The following is a 17,435-nucleotide window of genomic DNA, read 5'->3' on the forward strand; positions in this document are numbered from 1 at the left end:
GAGCCACCATGACGCCGCCTTTTGGCACTAGCAGAGAGCACCATCAGCCCGCAGATGCAAGCGGGCACCCGTCTGCAGGTACGCCACGGCGCAGCACGGGAAACCGTCCGGGGTTTCCATAAGCCGGACGTGCCTACTCCTCCGGCAACATCACGTGGCCCGGATGGAGTCACAACGCGCAACCCATCTTCCCGTTCCGACTGTCAACCCCGGAATGACTTTTCCACTTTTTTCATGACGTGACTGTGACACGAACGCCGCACACCCGCGCAAAACTGCCTTTTTCATAAAAGTGTCACTCTTATTCAGCGGGTTTCATTTTTATGAAGCAGTGGCTTCTAACCATCCAGGGCACAGCATTTTCATGCACTTTCTGTCTTCCCCCCGTCGCACAGCTCTGTGGTTGTTCTGTTCGCCACTGGCGTTCTCCGTGGCCCATGCGGCCACCCCCTCCAAAACGCATCATACGTCTCGCCATGCGGCGCAGGCGGTCCCGACGGCTACCCCGGCAGCCCCTGCCGCCACCCCTGTGGCCGCGACACCCGCAGCCGTTACCCCGCGCAAGACTGCTGGCGCACGCAAAGCGACCCACGCCAGTGCGGAAGAACAGATTATTGCCACCGGCCGCCACAGCCGGTCCGAGCAGACGGTGGGCCACATCCAGATGCAGCGCACCCTGCCTGGCATCAACCCGATCAAATCCCTTCAGATTCTCCCCGGTGTGGTCTTCAACAACGCAGACCCATGGGGCAATAACGAGCAGAACTCCTCTCTCTTCATTCACGGTTTTGCCAAAAACCAGCTTGGTTATACGCTTGATGGCATTCCGCTGGGTGATCAGGATTACGGGAACTATAACGGCCTTTCCCCCCAGCGCGCCGTTATCAGTGAAAACGTAGGCTCTGCATCCGTCTCCACCGGTGCGGGCGCTTTGGGCACGGCCTCCACCAGTAACCTTGGCGGCACGCTTGAATTCACATCGCAAGACCCGCGGCATGAACTGGGCGGCCAGCTGAGCCAGACTTTTGGTAGCTGGTCCACCTTCCGCACCTTTGCCCGTATCGACACGGGTGATTTTGGCAACGGCAACTCCGCTTACGTGTCCTGGGCGCGGCAGGATGCCCGCGCGTGGGATTTTGCAGGCCACCAGGGCGGCAATCAGGTTAACGCCAAGTTTGTGCATCAGGACGAGAAAAACAAAATCAGTGTGTTTTTCGACTGGTCTGACAAGGTTGAACCGAACGAAGACGGCATTGTCATGCCAAACGGAGGATCGCTGTATGTGCGGCCCTTCATGTATCCCAACCTGAATGAAGCCATCAAATATTATCAGAATTCTTCGGCCTATACGTCTTCCGGCCTGAACTACCGCAACTATTACTCCGCCGCGCAGCGTCAGGATTACCTGATGTATGCCAACTGGCACCATGATTTCAGTGACAACCTGAAATGGGACACCAACATCTATTATCATCATGATCTGGGTGAAGGTGTTGTGGCAGGCCCCATTACGGCAGCCGGGCTGCCCACACTGTTCTCGGCCTACTTCCCCAACCAGTCTTCCTCTCAGCTTTCAGATGTGTTTGGCGGCTCCGGCATGGCCACCCGTACCACGGAATACTGGGATAACCGCGGCGGTATCACCAGCACGCTGCACTACCGCGTTGGCAAGCATACCATCGAGTTGGGCGGCTGGTATGAACGCAACAACAACACGCAGGCGCGGCGGTGGTATCCGTTTGATGTGAACAACCCCACCACCCCGTATGATCGCCAGCAGAACGCCTTAATCAACCAGTACACCAACTATTTCTACACCAACACCTGGACCACGCATCTGCAGGATACGTGGAAGATTTCAAAGAACTTCACGCTGAATGCCGGGTTCAAGTCTGAACTGGTTTACACCAACGGCACGCTGCCGGTGGCGGGGCTTCCGGGTTCTCTGTCTCCCTCAACGGCCATCACCGTTCCGGGTGGCACCATTGCCTCCGTCAAGCCATTCCTGCCCGCCTTTGGTGCGTTGTGGAACATCACCCCGCATGAGCAGTGGTTTGCCAACATTCAGGAAAACATGCGGTCTTTTGAAGCCGCAGGGTATGGCAACGCCACCCCGTGGGGTGTCACCAGCCAGGCCGCGTTTGAAGAATTCAAGAAGCACGGCAAGCCTGAAACCTCCTGGACATATGAAACAGGTTTCCGAACCAACCGCCACCTGAATGCGGGCCCGCTGACCAACATCAGCGGCCAGCTTGAATATTACCACGTCCACTTCTCAAACCGTCTGCTGGCCGTGGCATCCACCCAGACGCTTTCCTCCATTGTGGGCAGCGCCACCACACTGACCAACGTGGGCTCCGTCTCTACCGATGGGATGGATTTCTCCTTCACCGCGCAGTTCGGGCCGCATTTTTCATTTTATAACGCTCTGTCCTACAACAAATCCGTTTATAACGATAACTACATGAACGGCACGGCGGTGGTGCATACCGCAGGCAGAAACGTGGCGGGCGTGCCCAACTGGACAGAAAAATTCGTAGCCTCCACCCGTTGGGGTAATTTTGATGCACAGTTCATTGGCGATGTGGTTGGCAAACGCTACACCACCTTCACCAATGATCTGCACGCCAGCCCCTATGCCCTGTTCAGTCTGAACGCTGGGTATGACATCAAGGGTATTCCGCACATCCGCTCCCTACGGGTGCAGGGCAACATCACCAACCTGACGAACGAAAAAGGCTGGTCCACCCTGAACACCACCAACGCCTCCGGCCAGTACACGGCATTCCCCATTGCGCCGCGCATGTATTTCCTTACACTCAGCGCAACGTTCTAAGGGGCTCCTGATGGCTGATTACTCCCGCCGCTCTGTTCTGGCCGCCACATGCGCGGCCAGCGTTCTGGGCGCCACACGTAGCTGGGCGGCTCCGTCCCTGGTGCCAAAGCCGCTTGTGTTCGCCCACCGTGGCTGCTCCGCCCAGCGCCCGGAACACACGCTGGCGTCCTATGCAAAAGCCATTGCAGATGGCGCTGATTTTGTAGAACCAGACCTTGTGCCAACCAAGGACGGTATTCTGGTTTGCCGCCATGAAAGCAATATTGCCGAAACCACGGATGTTGCAGACAGGCCGGACTTTGCCAACCGCCGCCGTACCCTGAGCATTGATGGCCGGCAGCAGACGGGTTGGTTCACCACGGATTTCACGCTGGCGGAACTCAAAACGCTGCGCGCGCGTGAACGGCTTGCCACCCTGCGCGTGCACAATACCCGCTATAACGGCCAGTTTGATATTCCCACCTTTGAGGAAATGATCGACTTCGTGGCGGCGGAATCCGCCGCACGGGGCCGCGTCATTGGCCTGATACCCGAAGTAAAGAGTTCCACGCATTTCCATGCGCTGGGGTTTGACCCGGAAGCCACTTTCCTGCGCATTCTTGCCGCGCACCGTTACACCCAATTCGCGCCGCTTGAAGTGCAGTCTTTTGAAACAACAAACCTGCGCCGCCTGAAAGACGCCGTAAAAGCCATTAACCCGCAGGCACGGCTGATGTTCCTGATGGGCGAACGCAACCAGACCCCACCTGATCTTGCCGCCAAAGGACAGAAAACGACCTTTGGTGATCTGATGAAACCGGAAGGGCTGAAAGATATCCGTACCTACGCTGATGTCATCGGCCCCTCCCTGACAGACCTTATCCCGCGTGACGCACAAGGGGCATGGCAGGAACCAACCACTCTGGTGGATGATGCCCACGCGGCAGGCCTGCTGGTGCATGCCTATACCTGCCGCCCAGAAAACAAGTTCCTGCCGCGCCAGCTTCGGAATAACGAGGGAGACGCCGCCCGCAACGTCGATGGCTCCATAGCCGAAATACGCCGCTATCTGGATATGGGGCTGGACGGGTTCTTCACCGATGATCCCGCCATCGGCCGCAAGGCTGTGGACCGTATCTGAACCCTGAACACCTGTTCCGCCACCAAGGCCACGGAAAGCATCTTTGCTCCGTGGCCTTTTTTGTAGCGCAGGCCACCCTTCACTTACAGTCAGGATGCTGGACCGATCTGGCGCTATATGCCCAGAATGTCATCGGTCGTTATGTTTTCCTTCAGGCCGGGATGGATTTCTGACGTGGATTTTTCCAAAGTTCCTGCGCAGACCATGCAGAAGTAAACGTGGCCCCGGCTTGTTGGCACAGCGATGCGAGGGCCCGTACCCTGCCCCCTTTCTTTTTACTTTCAAAACGAGATGGAAATGGCTGAAACTGCCCCGCAAGGATGAAAGAAAAAGGGCGGACGGTGGTAAAAGCATGGGCATAATCAGAAAAACAGGTCATCGCATTTCCCTGAAACAGATTGCCTCGGGCTTTGGTGCGGCGGTGTTTCTTTTTGCTCTCCCCGTAATGTGTCTGGCTGAGCCAAATATGGCCGCCACATTGATGCAGGATAGTCCGCTTTTGATGAAAAAAGCGGGCATACCGGGGCTTTCCATTGCTGTCATTCACAATAACGCAATTCAATGGACGCATGAATTTGGCGTTGCAGACAAAGAGAAAAACACGCCCGTAACGGCTCAGACGCTTTTTAGCGCAGCTTCTCTCAGCAAGCCTGTTTTTGCCTATATTGTTCTGCAACTGAGTGATGAAGGAAAAATTGATCTTGATACGCCCCTGTTTCAGTACTGGCCGAACGAAATTACGGATGACCCAAGGCTGAAATCCATCACGGCGCGTATTGTGCTCAGCCACAGGACTGGCTTTCCTGACTGGCGACCCCATGGTGGACAACTGAAAATCCATTTCCAGCCCGGCGAGCGGTTCAGCTACTCTGGTGAAGGATATGTGTATCTTCAGAAAGTTATCGAATATATTGAGAAAAAACCATTAGCGGATAGTGCTCAGGACCGTGTCTTCGGGCCATTGCAGATGGTCCATTCCACGTTCTTCTCCCACACTGTTCCTGAAACGGCCAAAGGATATGATGACACCGGCGCGCCGCATGATCCTTTTGAAAGCACAGGCAATGCGGCCTATAGTCTCCAGACAACAGCCGAGGACTACGCGCTTTTTCTAAAGGCCGTTCTTGATGGAAAAGGATTGAAGCCAGCCACTTTGCGGATGATGGAAAGTCCCCAAAGCACGCTCACCATGCTCTGCACCTACTGCACGGATCAACCGCCAGCACCACCCTCCTCCACGCTATTCTGGGGGCTGGGTTGGGGGATAGAGCGTATAGGCGGTCACTCCTATCTCTGGCATTGGGGAGACAACATTTTTTACAAGGCGTTTGTCGCCATGGACCTGCAACATCATGATGCCATGGTGTATTTTACCAATAGCCAGAACGGGTTGGCCATTGCGCCCTCATTACTCAAGGAAACACTTGGCATAAACCCGCTTTCCCTGAAATGGCTTGGCTACACAATGCTTACGCCTTAGACGCAGCCCCTTGTATGTGAGAGCCCAATTCTCTTTCCGACAGCATGATAAGCCGGAAAGAGAATGCTGCGCACCCCGCCCTTTGATGTTTAGGGCAAACCCAAAAGGACCACATCTCTCCCCGGATATGTGTCTCTTCCGGTTGTTGGGTGAGACGGATTTCACACAAGCTCACCTCGGCCCAAAAAGCATCGATCAAACGCTCGCTGTGAAAAATCGAAACACTCTGCGTCGAACGGGGAAGCCGAACTGACAATCGCGCGGGGGCTCGAAGTAAGGGAATGGCTGACTGACTTCGGGATCATTGAAAATGATGATGTCTGGAGAGCAAGGCGACCGTGAGGAAGTAGAGAGCATAATGTGCCGTCGCACAACGCAACGACCTCGGGAGAGTGCGGACCATTCCGGGTTGATGCGGTTCTGCCCCCGCCCATAACGTTGACGCTGAGCCTCCCATGGCGGCAAGCAAGCTCACCGGGCGTCCTTATGCACTATCCGCTAGACGACGAAGCGCACGCTACCGATAGGCTGGATTTTTCAACGCCCTTTGCGCTTGCGACCAACGCCTGCAGTCCCTCCGCTCCTATGTAACCCTCCTGCACATAGAGAAAGCCCGCACGCCTTTGCCACACACGGATCATCAGATCATCAGAGCGTGAGAGCGTGAGAGCGTGAGAGCGTGAGAGCGTGAGAGCGTGAGGTAATCTGGTGATAGATTAAATTTTCAAAATATTACCGCCATAAAGGGCAGCGGTTTTTATCAACTCTGAAATAAAAACAGAATTGTTTCTTTTTCCTGTTCCCACCGCTGCGTTCTCCGCACTACACTCCGGCCGAGAGACACGCCTTATCCAATTAATATTATTCTGCTGCGCAAAGTTTCTACAGATTAATATTTACTCCTTCTGCCTTTTACCTAAGGCTTTTACTGCATGCCTTCTACCTTTTCCCGTATCACGACGCAGGCGCAGGCATTGCGTAAAAAGACAATGGAGCGGCTTTGTGGCGTTACGCTGCATGGCGATCTTCAGGAACGCTATGTGGACTGGAACCTCTCCCTGCCGCTGGGCAAGAAACGGGAAGAACGGCTGCGCATTATCCGTGACACAGGGGTTCTGTTCATCCATGTGCCCAAAAACGCGGGCAGCGCCATAACACAGGACCTGTACGGCTGCCGCATGCGGCATGAAAGTATCCGCTATTACCTTCGCCACGCACCGGATCTTGTTTACACCCTGCCCAGCTTTGCCTTGTGGAGAGACCCGGTGGAGCGTTTCCTCTCCGCCTATGATTTTATCCGCAATGGTGGCGGCAGCGAGATCAGGCTGCATCCGGATTTTGTAAAACACTACGCAGACTTAACCACCCTGGACCGGATGATTGAATTTGTGGCTGGAGCCTCCTCCATCTACAAACTTGATCATGTTCTACGCCCTCAGACTTGGTACCTGACTGACAGGCAAGGCAATTTTGCCATTCAGATGCTGTTTGACATGAAAGACATCAATCATCTGCATGCGTTTGTGCCGGGGCTGCGGCAGGGAAACGTGCGCAGGTTCAATACCACGCAGCGCTTTACCACCCAGATACCCCAGAGCCAGAAAGACAAAATCATTTCTTTATATAAGGATGATTACCAACTTCAGGCTTATATCAAACCTGTTCATGCCTATTCTGCCACAGCCCGGCCCGTACTCCCCACGCATAACGCAGCAGCACTTTCTGCAGACATAAAAAGCACCGGGGCGTTCGTGATCCCCACAGAACCGGCGCTTGCATTTTCTGCCGCTCTGTCAGCCAACACCATGGCCGCTCAAAGATAGAAGCAGCCACCGGCAACAGTGAAATCAAGGAGCCCGCCAGAGCCTCTAACGCGGGGGCGGCTCCTTCAACACCAGCGGCAGCCCGGCGGCAACAAACAGAACGCGCCCCACCTGTGCAGCGAGTGTCTGGTGCAGAAATCCGGCTTCATCCCGAAAGCGGCGGGCCAGTTTGTTTTCCGGCACAATACCCAATCCTACCTCATTCCCCACCAGAACGGTCGGGGCCTGACGTTCGGCCAGAGCAGCCAGCAGGTTTTGGGTGGCTGCCGGAATATCGTGCTCTTCCAGCAGCAGGTTGGTCAGCCACAGGGTAAGACAATCCAGCAATAACGGCTGTTCTGCATGGGCACGCAGCACATGGGCCACATCCACCGGCTCCTCCACCGTTATCCAGCCCTCTGCCCGGCTGGTCCTGTGGTGGTCAATGCGGGCCTGCATCTCGGCATCAAACGCGCGGCCCGTGGCCAGATACACCCATGGCGCAGGCAGGGCGGTCACAAGTGCCTCCGCATGGCGGCTTTTGCCGGAACGCGCGCCGCCAAGAACCAGCGTGGCAGCCCCCATACCGCCAGCTTCAAACATCTGCTGCTCTGCCTGATCAGGCGCAGGAGAGGCGGAAGACCCATCCGGGCACGTCGTCTGGCTGGCCTCTGGCATGCCGGGGTCCGTCTTGAGCCTGAACGTGTTCATGCGCTATCCGCTTTCTGCTTCCGTTTGCATGGGCGCGTATAACAGCACACAGTGAGGCCATGCCACCACTCTCCCCTTTCTCCACACCACACGGCCTGTTCTCCAGCATGACGGACCTGCACGCCGCCTGCCAGCAATTGCCCACGCCGGATACCGCCTGCCAGCAGGCCATTGCCACGCGGGAAGCAACCCTGACCAAACCGGCCGGCAGCCTTGGCCAGCTTGAGGGCCTTACCGCATGGCTGGGCGGCTGGCAGCAGCGCAGAACGCCCCGGCTTGAAAATATTCTGGTGCTGGTGTTCGCGGGCAACCATGGCGTGGTAACGCAAGGGGTCTCGCCATGGCCGCCGGAAGTGACAACGCAGATGGTGCACAACTTCCGCCAGGGTGGCGCGGCCATCAACCAGCTTGCACGGCAGGCACAGGCAGAACTGCGTGTTGTGCCGGTGCATGATCTGGCCCCCACGGCAGATTTCACCACCGGCCCCGCCATGACGGAGATGGATTTTCTGAAGGCCGTGCAGACCGGCTACAACGCTGTGCCCGAGGAATGCGATCTGCTGTGCCTAGGCGAGATGGGCATTGGCAACACCACCGCAGCCGCAGCCCTTGCCGCAGCCCTGTTTGGTGGAGACGCCATGCTGTGGGCCGGACGGGGCACGGGGCTGGATGATGCAGGCGTGCGGCACAAGGCCCGCGTGATTGAAACCGCGCTGACCCATAACGCCGCCCTGCTGGGTGACCCGCTTGAAACCGCCCGCGCACTGGGCGGGTATGAACTGGCAGCCCTGCTGGGGGCCACGCTGGCAGCCCGCCACAAAAACGTGCCGGTCATGCTGGATGGGTATGTGTGCACCGCCGCCGTGGCACCTCTGGCCCGGCTGGCCGAGCACGGCTTGGCCCATACATGGCTCTCCCATTGCTCGGCAGAGACAGGGCACGCCCGGCTGGCACGGGCGGTAAGGCTGCGCCCGCTGCTTGATCTGGACCTGAGACTGGGCGAGGCCTCCGGTGCGGCGCTGGCGGTGCCCATTGTGCGGGCGGCGCTGGCCTGCCACACGGGCATGGCCACGTTCGCGCAGGCGGCGGTCTCCGAGCGCGCATGACCCGCACCAGCCCCTTTGCCGAGAGCCTGTTCAGCCGTATCCGGCTGGATCTGGCCTGCGGCATCGGGCTGCTGACACGCCTGCCCATCAACGGGTTGCTCAGCGCCCGCCAGCGCGCCCAAAGCGGACCATGGCCGCTGGCCCGTTCCCTGTGGTGCTGGCCACTGGTGGGTGGTGCGGTGGGCGCGTTCACCGGCAGCATGGCATGGGGGCTGGAAGCCATGCATGTGGCCGCCCTGCCCGCCGCTGGGCTGGCGCTGGCGGCACAGAGCGCCCTGACCGGCGCGTTTCATGAAGATGGTCTGGCCGACATGGCGGACAGCTACGGCACGCACGCACGAGAACGCAAACTGGAGATCATGCGGGACAGCCGCATTGGCAGTTATGGCGTTCTGGCCCTGTGCCTGAGCCTGTTGGTGCGTGCCGGAGCCATTGCGGCCTTACCCGCCCCGGCCCTTGTTGGCGGGCTGGCGCTTGCCGGTTTGCTCAGCCGGGCCACACTGCTCTGGCTGCCACGTTTACTCCCCCCCGCGCGGCCCGATGGGCTGGCGCGATCCCTCTCGCCGCTGCCCCGTGGTGCTTTTGCCGTGGCACAGAGCTTTGCTTTTCTGCTCGCAGCCCTGCTGATGACAGTCCTGATAAACGGCACCTCACAGCAGCCGGTGCCGCCGGAAAACCAGCCTCTTTTCTGGCGATTGGCACCAGCGCTGGGTCTTGTCATCAGCGCGGCGGGGCTCTCTGGCTGGCTGGTTGCGCGTTCCGCCCGCAAGCATCTGGCAGGCTATACGGGTGATGTGCTGGGGGCGGCCGCCACTGTGGCAGACTGTCTGGTTCTGGCTGCCCTGACTATCCTATTCCACAATTGACACTCCCCTCCGCGCCGTTCACCATAGGGTATTAGTTTTGGGGAAGCCGGTGAGACTCCGGCACGGTCGCGCCACTGTAACCCGTTTGGTCAGCCTCAGGCTGATCAGGCTGGAAGTCAGACCTCCGAAACAGTCTGTTTTCCACCGCGGAACGCGTTTTTACCAGCGGAGCCTGATCCTTATGCCTCACCCCACTTCTCATACCCGTGCACGCGCAATTGCCCTTCCGGCTCCGGTTGCCATTCCGGTTCAGGCCCTGCTGCCATGGGCCGTGTTCGGGCTGGTTCTGTCTGTTGTGCTGCTGTATTTTGTTGGGGCGGAACAGGGTGCCATCTCCCTGATCTCCGGGCAGGAAGTGCATGAATTTGTGCATGATGGGCGGCATCTGCTCGGCTTTCCCTGCCACTAAGCCGCATTTTTTCCATTCATGATCGCTGGACGATTACTGGGCCGTGGCATGCTGGCTGGCTGCGCGGCCGCAGCGCTTGCCTTTCTGTTCGCCCGCATTTTTGGCGAGCCACAGGTTGCCCTCGCCATTGCGTTTGAAGCCTCCCGCCACGCGGCGGAAGCCACCCATCATGCTGCGGAGCCGGAACTGGTCAGCCGCACAGTGCAGGCCAGCTACGGGCTGCTGACGGCTGTTGTGCTGTATGGCACCGGCTTTGGCGGTCTGTTTGCACTGGTGTTTGCCTATGCCTACGGGCGGCTGAATCTGTGGTCTCCTCGCGCGCTGGCACTACTGCTGGCCGGGGCCGGATTCCTGACCGTGGTGCTGGTGCCAGACCTGAAATACCCGCCCAATCCGCCCGCCGTAGGGGTGCACGCCACGCTGGCGTTCCGCACCGCCACCTACTTTGCCATGATCGGCCTTTCCATTTCCGTGGCCGCTATCGCCACACTGATTGGCCAGAAAATCACGCAGACGCGCGGCGCATGGACCGGCACCCTCTGCGGAGCAGGGCTGTTTATCGCGCTGATTGCACTGGTGCAGTTTGGCCTGCCCGATGTGAATGAAGTGCCCGATGGCTTTCCTGCTGTTGTGCTCTGGCGCTTTCGGGAAGCCTCCATCGGTATGCAGCTTGTGCTGTGGGGCACCATGGGCCTGCTGTTTGGCGCACTGGCCACCCCCGTTCTGGCGGATCGCACCGCCCCGTCCCGCCGGTAACCTTTTATTCGGCTCAGGGCTCAGGGCTCAGGGCTCAGGGCTCAGGGCTCAGGGCTCAGGGCTCAGGGCTCAGGGCTCAGCTTCCTGAAAAATCCTTGGGATGCAAGATGACTTTCTCATCTGCGCCCCGGTTCAGTTTTCCCCACCAAGCGGTGCGCCCATCATTCTTAATCGCCAGTCTCCGCCCTGCCGGGTGAACAGGCTGAGGGTAGCGGGGGCGCAATCCAGCTTTTGCGGCAGGGCACTGTTACCGCCCAGAACATGCACAGCCATGGCCCGCACCACGGCGGGGCGCGCCAGAAACAGGGCCGTGCCGTGCAGATCTGCCCCCTCCGCCCACGCGCCAATGCGGGCCTGAAACTGGCGTGCACTTTCACCCCCCGGCGGTGCGAAATCAGCATCTTGCAGAAGTGCAGCCAGTTTTTCCGCCGCAATATCCCGTAGGGCCTGCCCGTGCCATGCACCATAGGCGCGATCGCACAAGGCTGGCACACACTGCACCGCCAGAGGCACACCCTCTGGCGAGATAAGAACCGGCACATCAACATCGTCCGCCACCAGCACGACGGATGGCCGCACCGCGCCCGTGCCCCATTGCGCCAGAAAAGACGTAAGGCTGGGGCCGTGACGGAAAAACCCACGCTCATGCCGCGCCGGAAGGCTGCCCTGCCGCACCGCCTGCGGCAGATACGCTACCACGCCATAAAGCCGGAGCGGCGTGGAAGACCGTGCTGATGTGGGTGCGCTGGCGCTCATTTTTGCGGGTCACGCCAGGCACGCAGAGCGTCTTCCAACCGGCGCCAGGCATCATCGGTGCCCGGCAGACCAATGCGCAGGCGGCCCGGTTGATCGGGGAAGATGCGGGTGACAATGCCGTGCTGGCATAAATGCCGCCACAAAGCCGGAGCCTGCGGAAGTGTGACCAGCGTGAACAGACTGGCCTGCCCGAAACACGCCAACCCGGCCTGCCGCAACAGTGTGGTCAGGCGGGTATGGGCATGCTCCGCCTGCTGGCGGCCGTGGCTCAACCATGCCGTATCACGCAACGCCTGCCGCCCGGCGGCCAGCCCCACGCACCCCACCGGCCAACTGCCCAGCACGGCCCGCGCCTGCGCCGCCAAAACCGGCTCCGCCAACAGAAAGCCCAGCCGCACACCGGGCAGCCCATACGTCTTGCCAAAGGAGCGCAATACCACCAGCGCGGGGTGCGGCAGCAAGGGGGCAACTGTCTGGGTGCCAAAATCGGCAAAGGCTTCATCCACCACCAGCAGACTGCCATGCTGCGCGCACTGATCCGCCAGTAGCCGCAATTGCGCCGCAGGTATCTCCCGCCCATCCGGATTATTGGGGTTGCACACCACGCACACCGTACCGGGCTGGGTTGCGGCTTCATGCAGATGCTCCGGCGCATCCACCTGCGTCACCGCTATACCCTGCCCCTGCCACGCCAGCCGGTGGCCGGAATAGGTTGGCCCCAGCAGGCACACGCGCTGCGCGGGCAGCACAAACGGCAGCAGGGCTATCAGACTCTGGCTACCGGCACCGCTTACAACCATCGCGGCATCCGCCACACCATAGGCCTGTGCGGCGGCGGCGCGCAGATCGGCTTCCTCATCCTCTTCGGGCAGACGGGTGAAGGCAGCAGCTTCCGGCACCGCAAGCGGATAGGCAAACGGGCTGATACCGGTTGAAAGATCAAAAAAAGGCCGGGGCGCGGTGGGAAAATGCTGCATCACTGCCCGCACCTGCCCCCCATGGGCGGGGATATCGGGCAGGCTATCGCTCTGCGGGGCTGCCGCATAATCCGGAAGACCGTCTCGCGCTGCTGAACCTGTTGAACTGACCGCACCTTTTGGGTCTGTCTGCGGCATACCGTCACCCTTTGCGCCTGCCTGCGGAAGAACGGTAGCCCCTACCATGCCAGACACAGCGGAACCAACACGGGGACACTCCGTTGGCAGGAGCATCGGGACTGCCGCACAAAGCCCGATGGAGAGAATACTGCTGGCAAGGCGGGTGTGCCAGGCTGTAGCAATGCGGCATATGTGTTACCACCTTGCGCCATGGGCTGGCCGCGTGTGCGTCCGCTCTCCCGTTCTGGCGGCTGGTATGAGTGTTCCTGCTCGTCCGGCCTGAGTTGTGAGCCTCCTGCCCGCATGCTGTTCTTTCCTCTCGTCACCACTCTGCCTGTGGCCGCACTGGCCGCTATACTGGAAAGCCTATGGGGCTACCCGGCCGTTCTGCTGGGGGCCATCGGGCATCCTGTCATGTGGATTGGCACGTTGATAGACAGGCTGGACACGGCCCTCAACCTGCCTGAATACTCCGAGCGCAAACGCCGCTGGATGGGGATACTGGCGCTGGTGGTGATTGTGCTGGTGCCGCTTACTGTTGTCAGCCTTGTGCTTCAGATCGGGTATGCGGTGTTGCCGCCCCCTGTCATGATTGTGGTGCAGGGTGTTCTGACCACAGCGCTGGTGGCGCAGAAATCTCTCTGGACACATGTGCGGGCTGTTGGCACAGCCCTGCGGCGTGAAGGGCTGGCGGCAGGACGGCAGGCTGTGGCGCAGATTGTGGGGCGTGACACCCGCGTGCTGGATGAAGCCGACGTGGTGCGGGCCGCGCTGGAAAGTCTGGCCGAAAATTTTTCAGATGGTGTGGTGGCGCCGCTGGTATGGGCCGCGCTGTTCGGGCTGCCGGGGGCTGTTTTTTATAAAGCCGTCAACACGGCGGACAGCATGATCGGCCACCTTACCCCACGCCATGCCGCCTTTGGCATGGCCGCCGCCACAGTGGATGACATGATCAACCTGCCTGCCTCCCGCCTTGCGGCCCTGTGCCTGATCTGGGCCGCCCCGGCGGAACGGCGCGCGCAGGCCAGAGCCGCCGTGCGGCGGGATGCACCGGGCCACCGCTCCCCCAACGCAGGCTGGCCGGAAGCCGCCATGGCCGGTGCGCTCGGCTTGCGGCTGGCTGGCCCCCGCCAGTATGGCGGCACACGGGTGGATGATGTGTGGATGGGCGATGGCACCCCCAACGCCACGGTGGATGATCTGGACCGCGGGCTGGTGCTTTACAGACGGGCGTGTGCCCTGCTGAGCGTGCTCTTGCTGGCAGCCGCCGTACTCTCCATGATTGCGCTATGACCACACACGCTTCTGAGACACCATCCCTCTTCACCCCCCTGTTCCGCACCCAGCTTGATCAGCTTTTTACATGGCGGCGGGACGTGCGCCATTTCCGCACAGACCCCGTTCCAGACGCCGTGCTGGACCACCTGCTGCACACCGCCTGCCTTTCTCCCTCCGTCGGCCTCAGCGAGCCATGGCGTTTTGTGCGCGTGGAACACGCAGACCGCCGCGCCGCCATCCGCGCGAATTTTGCCCGGTGCAATACACAGGCCCTTTCCGGCCACGGCGGGGAAGATGCCCAACGTTACGCTACCCTCAAGCTGGCGGGGCTGGATGATGCACCGCACCAGATTGCCGTGTTCTGTGATACCGCCCCGGAACAGGGGCGCGGGCTGGGCCGGGGCACCATGCCGGAAACCACGGTGTGGTCTGCCGTCATGGCCATTCATACGTTCTGGCTGGCCGCCACGGCACAGGGCATTGGGGTGGGGTGGGTTTCCATCCTGAACCCGCAGCAGGCCGCCAGCACCCTGTGCGTCAACCCCAACTGGCAGTTTCTGGCCTATCTGTGTGTGGGCTATCCGCAGGAACAGGCGGATACGCCAGAACTGGAACGCAAAGGCTGGGAACAGCGCAACCCCGCCCGCAGACAATGGATCATGCGGTAAACATCGGGCTTATCCTGCAAGAAGACATTTGAAAATCTCTTGCCCGGATGAAGAAATTTTCGCCTTTTTCCCGCATTCTGTGAGAGTGTTCCGTAGCACCATGGTGGGCGATTGAAGGATCGTTCAGGTCCGCCTGTCGCGCTTTTTTCTGTGCGACGCTGCGCGTCTTTCTGGGAGGATGATTGCCATGGGTGCCCTCCCATGGTGGAGCATCCCCTTTCCGGTTCGCCGCGTCTGGCCGCTCACCGTCCCAGCCAGCCTTCGCGTGCTGGCTTTTTGCGCACCCTCTCCGTTCAGGTTTTTGAGGGTACGGTCTGCCCTTCCCCATTTTCTGACAGATGTGTCATTTTTTTCTGTCAAAACCGGAACGTATGGGGTAACATTACAAAAAGTGAAGGGAAACGTGCTTGCCACGGTGTGTTGCCACAAACGCAACCGCATTTCCTTCTTAAATAAAACTTTAATATCTGTTGTGTGGGCAATATTTTTTAGAAAAACCGATAGATAGGGGCTAGATGTCTTTTTTGTTATAATTACCGTTTTGTAATCATTGATTCAGATCAATGTCTCTGCCCGCCAAACACCGTCAGACAGACCTCACTCTCTTTTGCAAGAGTACATTCCCGAAGGATCAGGCGTGACCTCTGCCGTTTCACAAAACAGGACTAGCAAGAAAAAGCTGGAAACCCGGTTGCTGATTGGCACTGCCATTTTCTGCATGTTTAACAAACCCGTTCTGGGCTGGGCGGATGATGCACAGGAACTGGCGGCCATCAAGGCACAGATGCGCAGGCTGGCCGCACAGGTGGAGGCCATAGAACAGCGTCAGGCCCACAAGCAGGGCCTCCCCAAAACACGCACTGCCTCCACCCGTGCGGGGCATGTGGGTTCCACCAACACCATAACGGCGCGCAATGGCGGGTTTACGGCTCAACCGCAGGGCCTTTCCTCCGGGCCGGTTGATCCGTCCATCCGGTTTTCGCCAGATATGGCGCCCCCGCGCACGGCAACAGCCGGGCTTCCGTTCAAATCCCAGACCGCAGGCGGTGGCCCGCTGGGGTTTCAATGGATGCCTGAAGCGGATGATCCGCAAAAGACCAGTTCCAATATTGATCTTTCTTCATCAAGCCCGCAGGCCATTACCCAGACGGCGGTGGATACACTGCCGCCCATTTTCAGCATTGGCGGCATTTCCGTGCGCCTTGGTGGGTTTGTTGAACTCTCCAACATCTGGCGCAGTTCCAACATGAGCAGCGGCCCCGCCACGGCATGGGGCAATTTTCCGTACGCCAACAGCCCCAACCACGGGCTGGATGAAGAACGGCTTTCGGCACAGCTCAGCCGTATGTCCGTGCTGATGGAGGCCAATCCTTCCAAATCCGTGCGGCTTCAGGCTTATGTGGAAAGTGACTTCGCGGGCGCTGCGGGCACCAGTAACAGCGTGCAGATCAGCGGGTACACCCCCCGCATGCGGCAGGGCTACTTCACCTTTACGGAAAAAGACTGGGGCTTTCATCTGCTGATGGGTCAGGCCTGGAGCCTTGCCACCAACTACGCCAAGGGTATTCTGCCCCGGCAGGAACAGCTTCCCGCCGTAACGGACAACAACCAGATTCCGGGTATCAGCTTTACCCGTGTGCCGCAGATCCGCATTGGCAAGGACTGGAACCAGAAATACTGGCTGGGCCTTTCCATTGAAGACCCACAGGCAACTGTCGGGTTCTCCTCCTCCATTGCGTCGGGTGATACGTTGCCAGCCGCTTACGGGCAGGCCCATGGCGCACGGGTATATTATTCCAACGCGGGTGGCGTTCTGCTCAATTCCGCCACGCAATATACCGACAACCCGGTGCCTGACATTATTGTGAAAGGGGCGGCGGATACCTCCTTCGGGCATTATGAAGTGTTCGGGCTGGCGCGCTGGTTCCGGTCTCTTTCTGTGGCGCCCGGTGCCTCCACCACCAAGAAACACACCACTTTTGGCGGCGGTGTTGGCGCAGGCATGACCATGCCGCTGGGTACCAAAAAACTGCAACTGGCAGGCAATGTTCTGGCCGGGGATGGCATTGGCCGCTACGGCCCAACCCTGCTGCCAGACACCACCTTCAATGGCCGTGGCCAGCTTTCCCCCGTGCCGGAAATGATGGGTTCTCTGGGGTTGATCGGGCATCCTACCTCCTCCGTGCTGCTCTATACCTATGGCGGTGTGGAAACGGCAGGACGCAAGCGGTACATGGGGGCTGATGGCCACCAGTATGGCTATGGCGTGACAGATCTGGATCTGGGTGGGTGCGATATTGAATTTGGCACCTGTAACGCCCAGACGCGCACCCTCGCATCCCTGACCGCAGGGGGATGGTGGCACTTCATGCAGGGCCACTACGGCAGTGTAATGGCTGGCCTGCAATATACCTATATTCGGAAATTTGCCTTCCGGGGCAATGATGGTGCCGGAAACAGTGTTTACCCCACAACAGAGGGCAACACGGTTTACGTTACCTTCCGGTATCTTCCGTTCCAGTAAGTGGGATCTCACGATCATCCACCAAG

Annotated in this window: 15 protein-coding genes; 11 read left to right on the forward strand and 4 right to left on the reverse strand. The window is 59.4% G+C overall.

The genetic code is table 11. The annotated features are described in order from the left end of the window. The first annotated feature begins 364 nt into the window (after nucleotides 1-364). Together ASN_RS03610 and ASN_RS03615 are read left to right on the forward strand one after the other, a co-directional pair. The gene (locus ASN_RS03610; protein ID WP_082666562.1) at nucleotides 365-2,836 is read left to right on the forward strand and encodes a TonB-dependent receptor; all 2,472 of its coding nucleotides are present in this window, start codon (nucleotides 365-367) and stop codon (nucleotides 2,834-2,836) included. Nucleotides 2,837-2,846: 10 nt separating this feature from the next. Next, nucleotides 2,847-3,956 carry a glycerophosphodiester phosphodiesterase family protein gene (locus tag ASN_RS03615; RefSeq protein WP_058987238.1) on the forward strand — a complete coding sequence of 370 codons (1,110 nt, stop codon included), beginning with the start codon at nucleotides 2,847-2,849 and terminating at the stop codon, nucleotides 3,954-3,956. Between the two features lie 151 nt (nucleotides 3,957-4,107). Here ASN_RS03615 and ASN_RS19845 read toward each other — a convergent pair whose 3' ends face one another. Further along, the gene (locus tag ASN_RS19845) at nucleotides 4,108-4,335 is read right to left on the reverse strand and encodes a hypothetical protein (RefSeq protein ID WP_167541281.1); all 228 of its coding nucleotides are present in this window, start codon (nucleotides 4,333-4,335) and stop codon (nucleotides 4,108-4,110) included. A gap of 87 nt (nucleotides 4,336-4,422) precedes the next feature. Between ASN_RS19845 and ASN_RS03620 the strand changes: the two genes are divergently transcribed. Both ASN_RS03620 and ASN_RS03625 read left to right on the forward strand, forming a co-directional pair. Further along, a complete protein-coding gene (locus ASN_RS03620) occupies nucleotides 4,423-5,436 on the forward strand; it encodes a serine hydrolase domain-containing protein (protein WP_167541282.1) in 1,014 nt (337 codons plus the stop codon). Between the two features lie 932 nt (nucleotides 5,437-6,368). Beyond that, entirely contained in the window at nucleotides 6,369-7,259 is an 891-nt protein-coding gene (locus tag ASN_RS03625) for a sulfotransferase family 2 domain-containing protein (RefSeq protein ID WP_058987240.1), read from the forward strand. Between the two features lie 45 nt (nucleotides 7,260-7,304). Here the strand turns inward: ASN_RS03625 and cobU are convergent, their stop codons facing one another. Further along, nucleotides 7,305-7,841, reverse strand: coding sequence for a bifunctional adenosylcobinamide kinase/adenosylcobinamide-phosphate guanylyltransferase (gene cobU / locus ASN_RS03630; protein WP_039905815.1), 537 nt, complete (start codon nucleotides 7,839-7,841; stop codon nucleotides 7,305-7,307). Nucleotides 7,842-8,008: 167 nt separating this feature from the next. Here cobU and cobT point away from each other — a divergent pair, with 167 nt between their 5' ends. The 4 genes from cobT to ASN_RS03650 all read left to right on the forward strand — a co-directional run bounded on the left by cobT (nucleotide 8,009) and on the right by ASN_RS03650 (nucleotide 11,086). Further along, complete coding sequence (cobT, locus tag ASN_RS03635) at nucleotides 8,009-9,055, forward strand: nicotinate-nucleotide--dimethylbenzimidazole phosphoribosyltransferase (RefSeq protein WP_058987241.1); 1,047 nt, start codon at nucleotides 8,009-8,011, stop codon at nucleotides 9,053-9,055. Next, complete coding sequence (locus ASN_RS03640; RefSeq protein ID WP_058987242.1) at nucleotides 9,052-9,921, forward strand: adenosylcobinamide-GDP ribazoletransferase; 870 nt, start codon at nucleotides 9,052-9,054, stop codon at nucleotides 9,919-9,921. Before cobT ends, ASN_RS03640 begins: the two co-directional genes overlap by 4 nt. Before the next feature lie 181 nt (nucleotides 9,922-10,102). Then, nucleotides 10,103-10,330 carry a CbtB domain-containing protein gene (locus ASN_RS03645; RefSeq protein ID WP_006560182.1) on the forward strand — a complete coding sequence of 76 codons (228 nt, stop codon included), beginning with the start codon at nucleotides 10,103-10,105 and terminating at the stop codon, nucleotides 10,328-10,330. Nucleotides 10,331-10,351: 21 nt separating this feature from the next. Further along, nucleotides 10,352-11,086: a CbtA family protein gene (locus tag ASN_RS03650; RefSeq protein ID WP_058989097.1), complete on the forward strand. Its 735-nt coding sequence runs from the start codon at nucleotides 10,352-10,354 to the stop codon at nucleotides 11,084-11,086. A 132-nt stretch (nucleotides 11,087-11,218) separates the two neighbouring features. Here the strand turns inward: ASN_RS03650 and ASN_RS03655 are convergent, their stop codons facing one another. Further along, nucleotides 11,219-11,842: a histidine phosphatase family protein gene (locus ASN_RS03655; RefSeq protein ID WP_058987243.1), complete on the reverse strand. Its 624-nt coding sequence runs from the start codon at nucleotides 11,840-11,842 to the stop codon at nucleotides 11,219-11,221. After that, complete coding sequence (cobD, locus tag ASN_RS03660) at nucleotides 11,839-12,819, reverse strand: threonine-phosphate decarboxylase CobD (RefSeq protein ID WP_058989098.1); 981 nt, start codon at nucleotides 12,817-12,819, stop codon at nucleotides 11,839-11,841. The genes ASN_RS03655 and cobD overlap by 4 nt, the downstream gene beginning before the upstream one ends. Before the next feature lie 423 nt (nucleotides 12,820-13,242). Here cobD and cbiB point away from each other — a divergent pair, with 423 nt between their 5' ends. The 3 genes from cbiB to ASN_RS03680 all read left to right on the forward strand — a co-directional run bounded on the left by cbiB (nucleotide 13,243) and on the right by ASN_RS03680 (nucleotide 17,409). Next, complete coding sequence (gene cbiB, locus ASN_RS03665; RefSeq protein WP_058989099.1) at nucleotides 13,243-14,232, forward strand: adenosylcobinamide-phosphate synthase CbiB; 990 nt, start codon at nucleotides 13,243-13,245, stop codon at nucleotides 14,230-14,232. After that, a complete protein-coding gene (gene bluB, locus ASN_RS03670; protein ID WP_058987244.1) occupies nucleotides 14,229-14,885 on the forward strand; it encodes a 5,6-dimethylbenzimidazole synthase in 657 nt (218 codons plus the stop codon). Before cbiB ends, bluB begins: the two co-directional genes overlap by 4 nt. A gap of 718 nt (nucleotides 14,886-15,603) precedes the next feature. Next, nucleotides 15,604-17,409: a hypothetical protein gene (locus ASN_RS03680; protein WP_231948480.1), complete on the forward strand. Its 1,806-nt coding sequence runs from the start codon at nucleotides 15,604-15,606 to the stop codon at nucleotides 17,407-17,409. The last annotated feature ends 26 nt before the right edge of the window (nucleotides 17,410-17,435 follow it).

The organism is Acetobacter senegalensis (genome assembly GCF_001499615.1).
GTDB lineage: Bacteria > Pseudomonadota > Alphaproteobacteria > Acetobacterales > Acetobacteraceae > Acetobacter > Acetobacter senegalensis.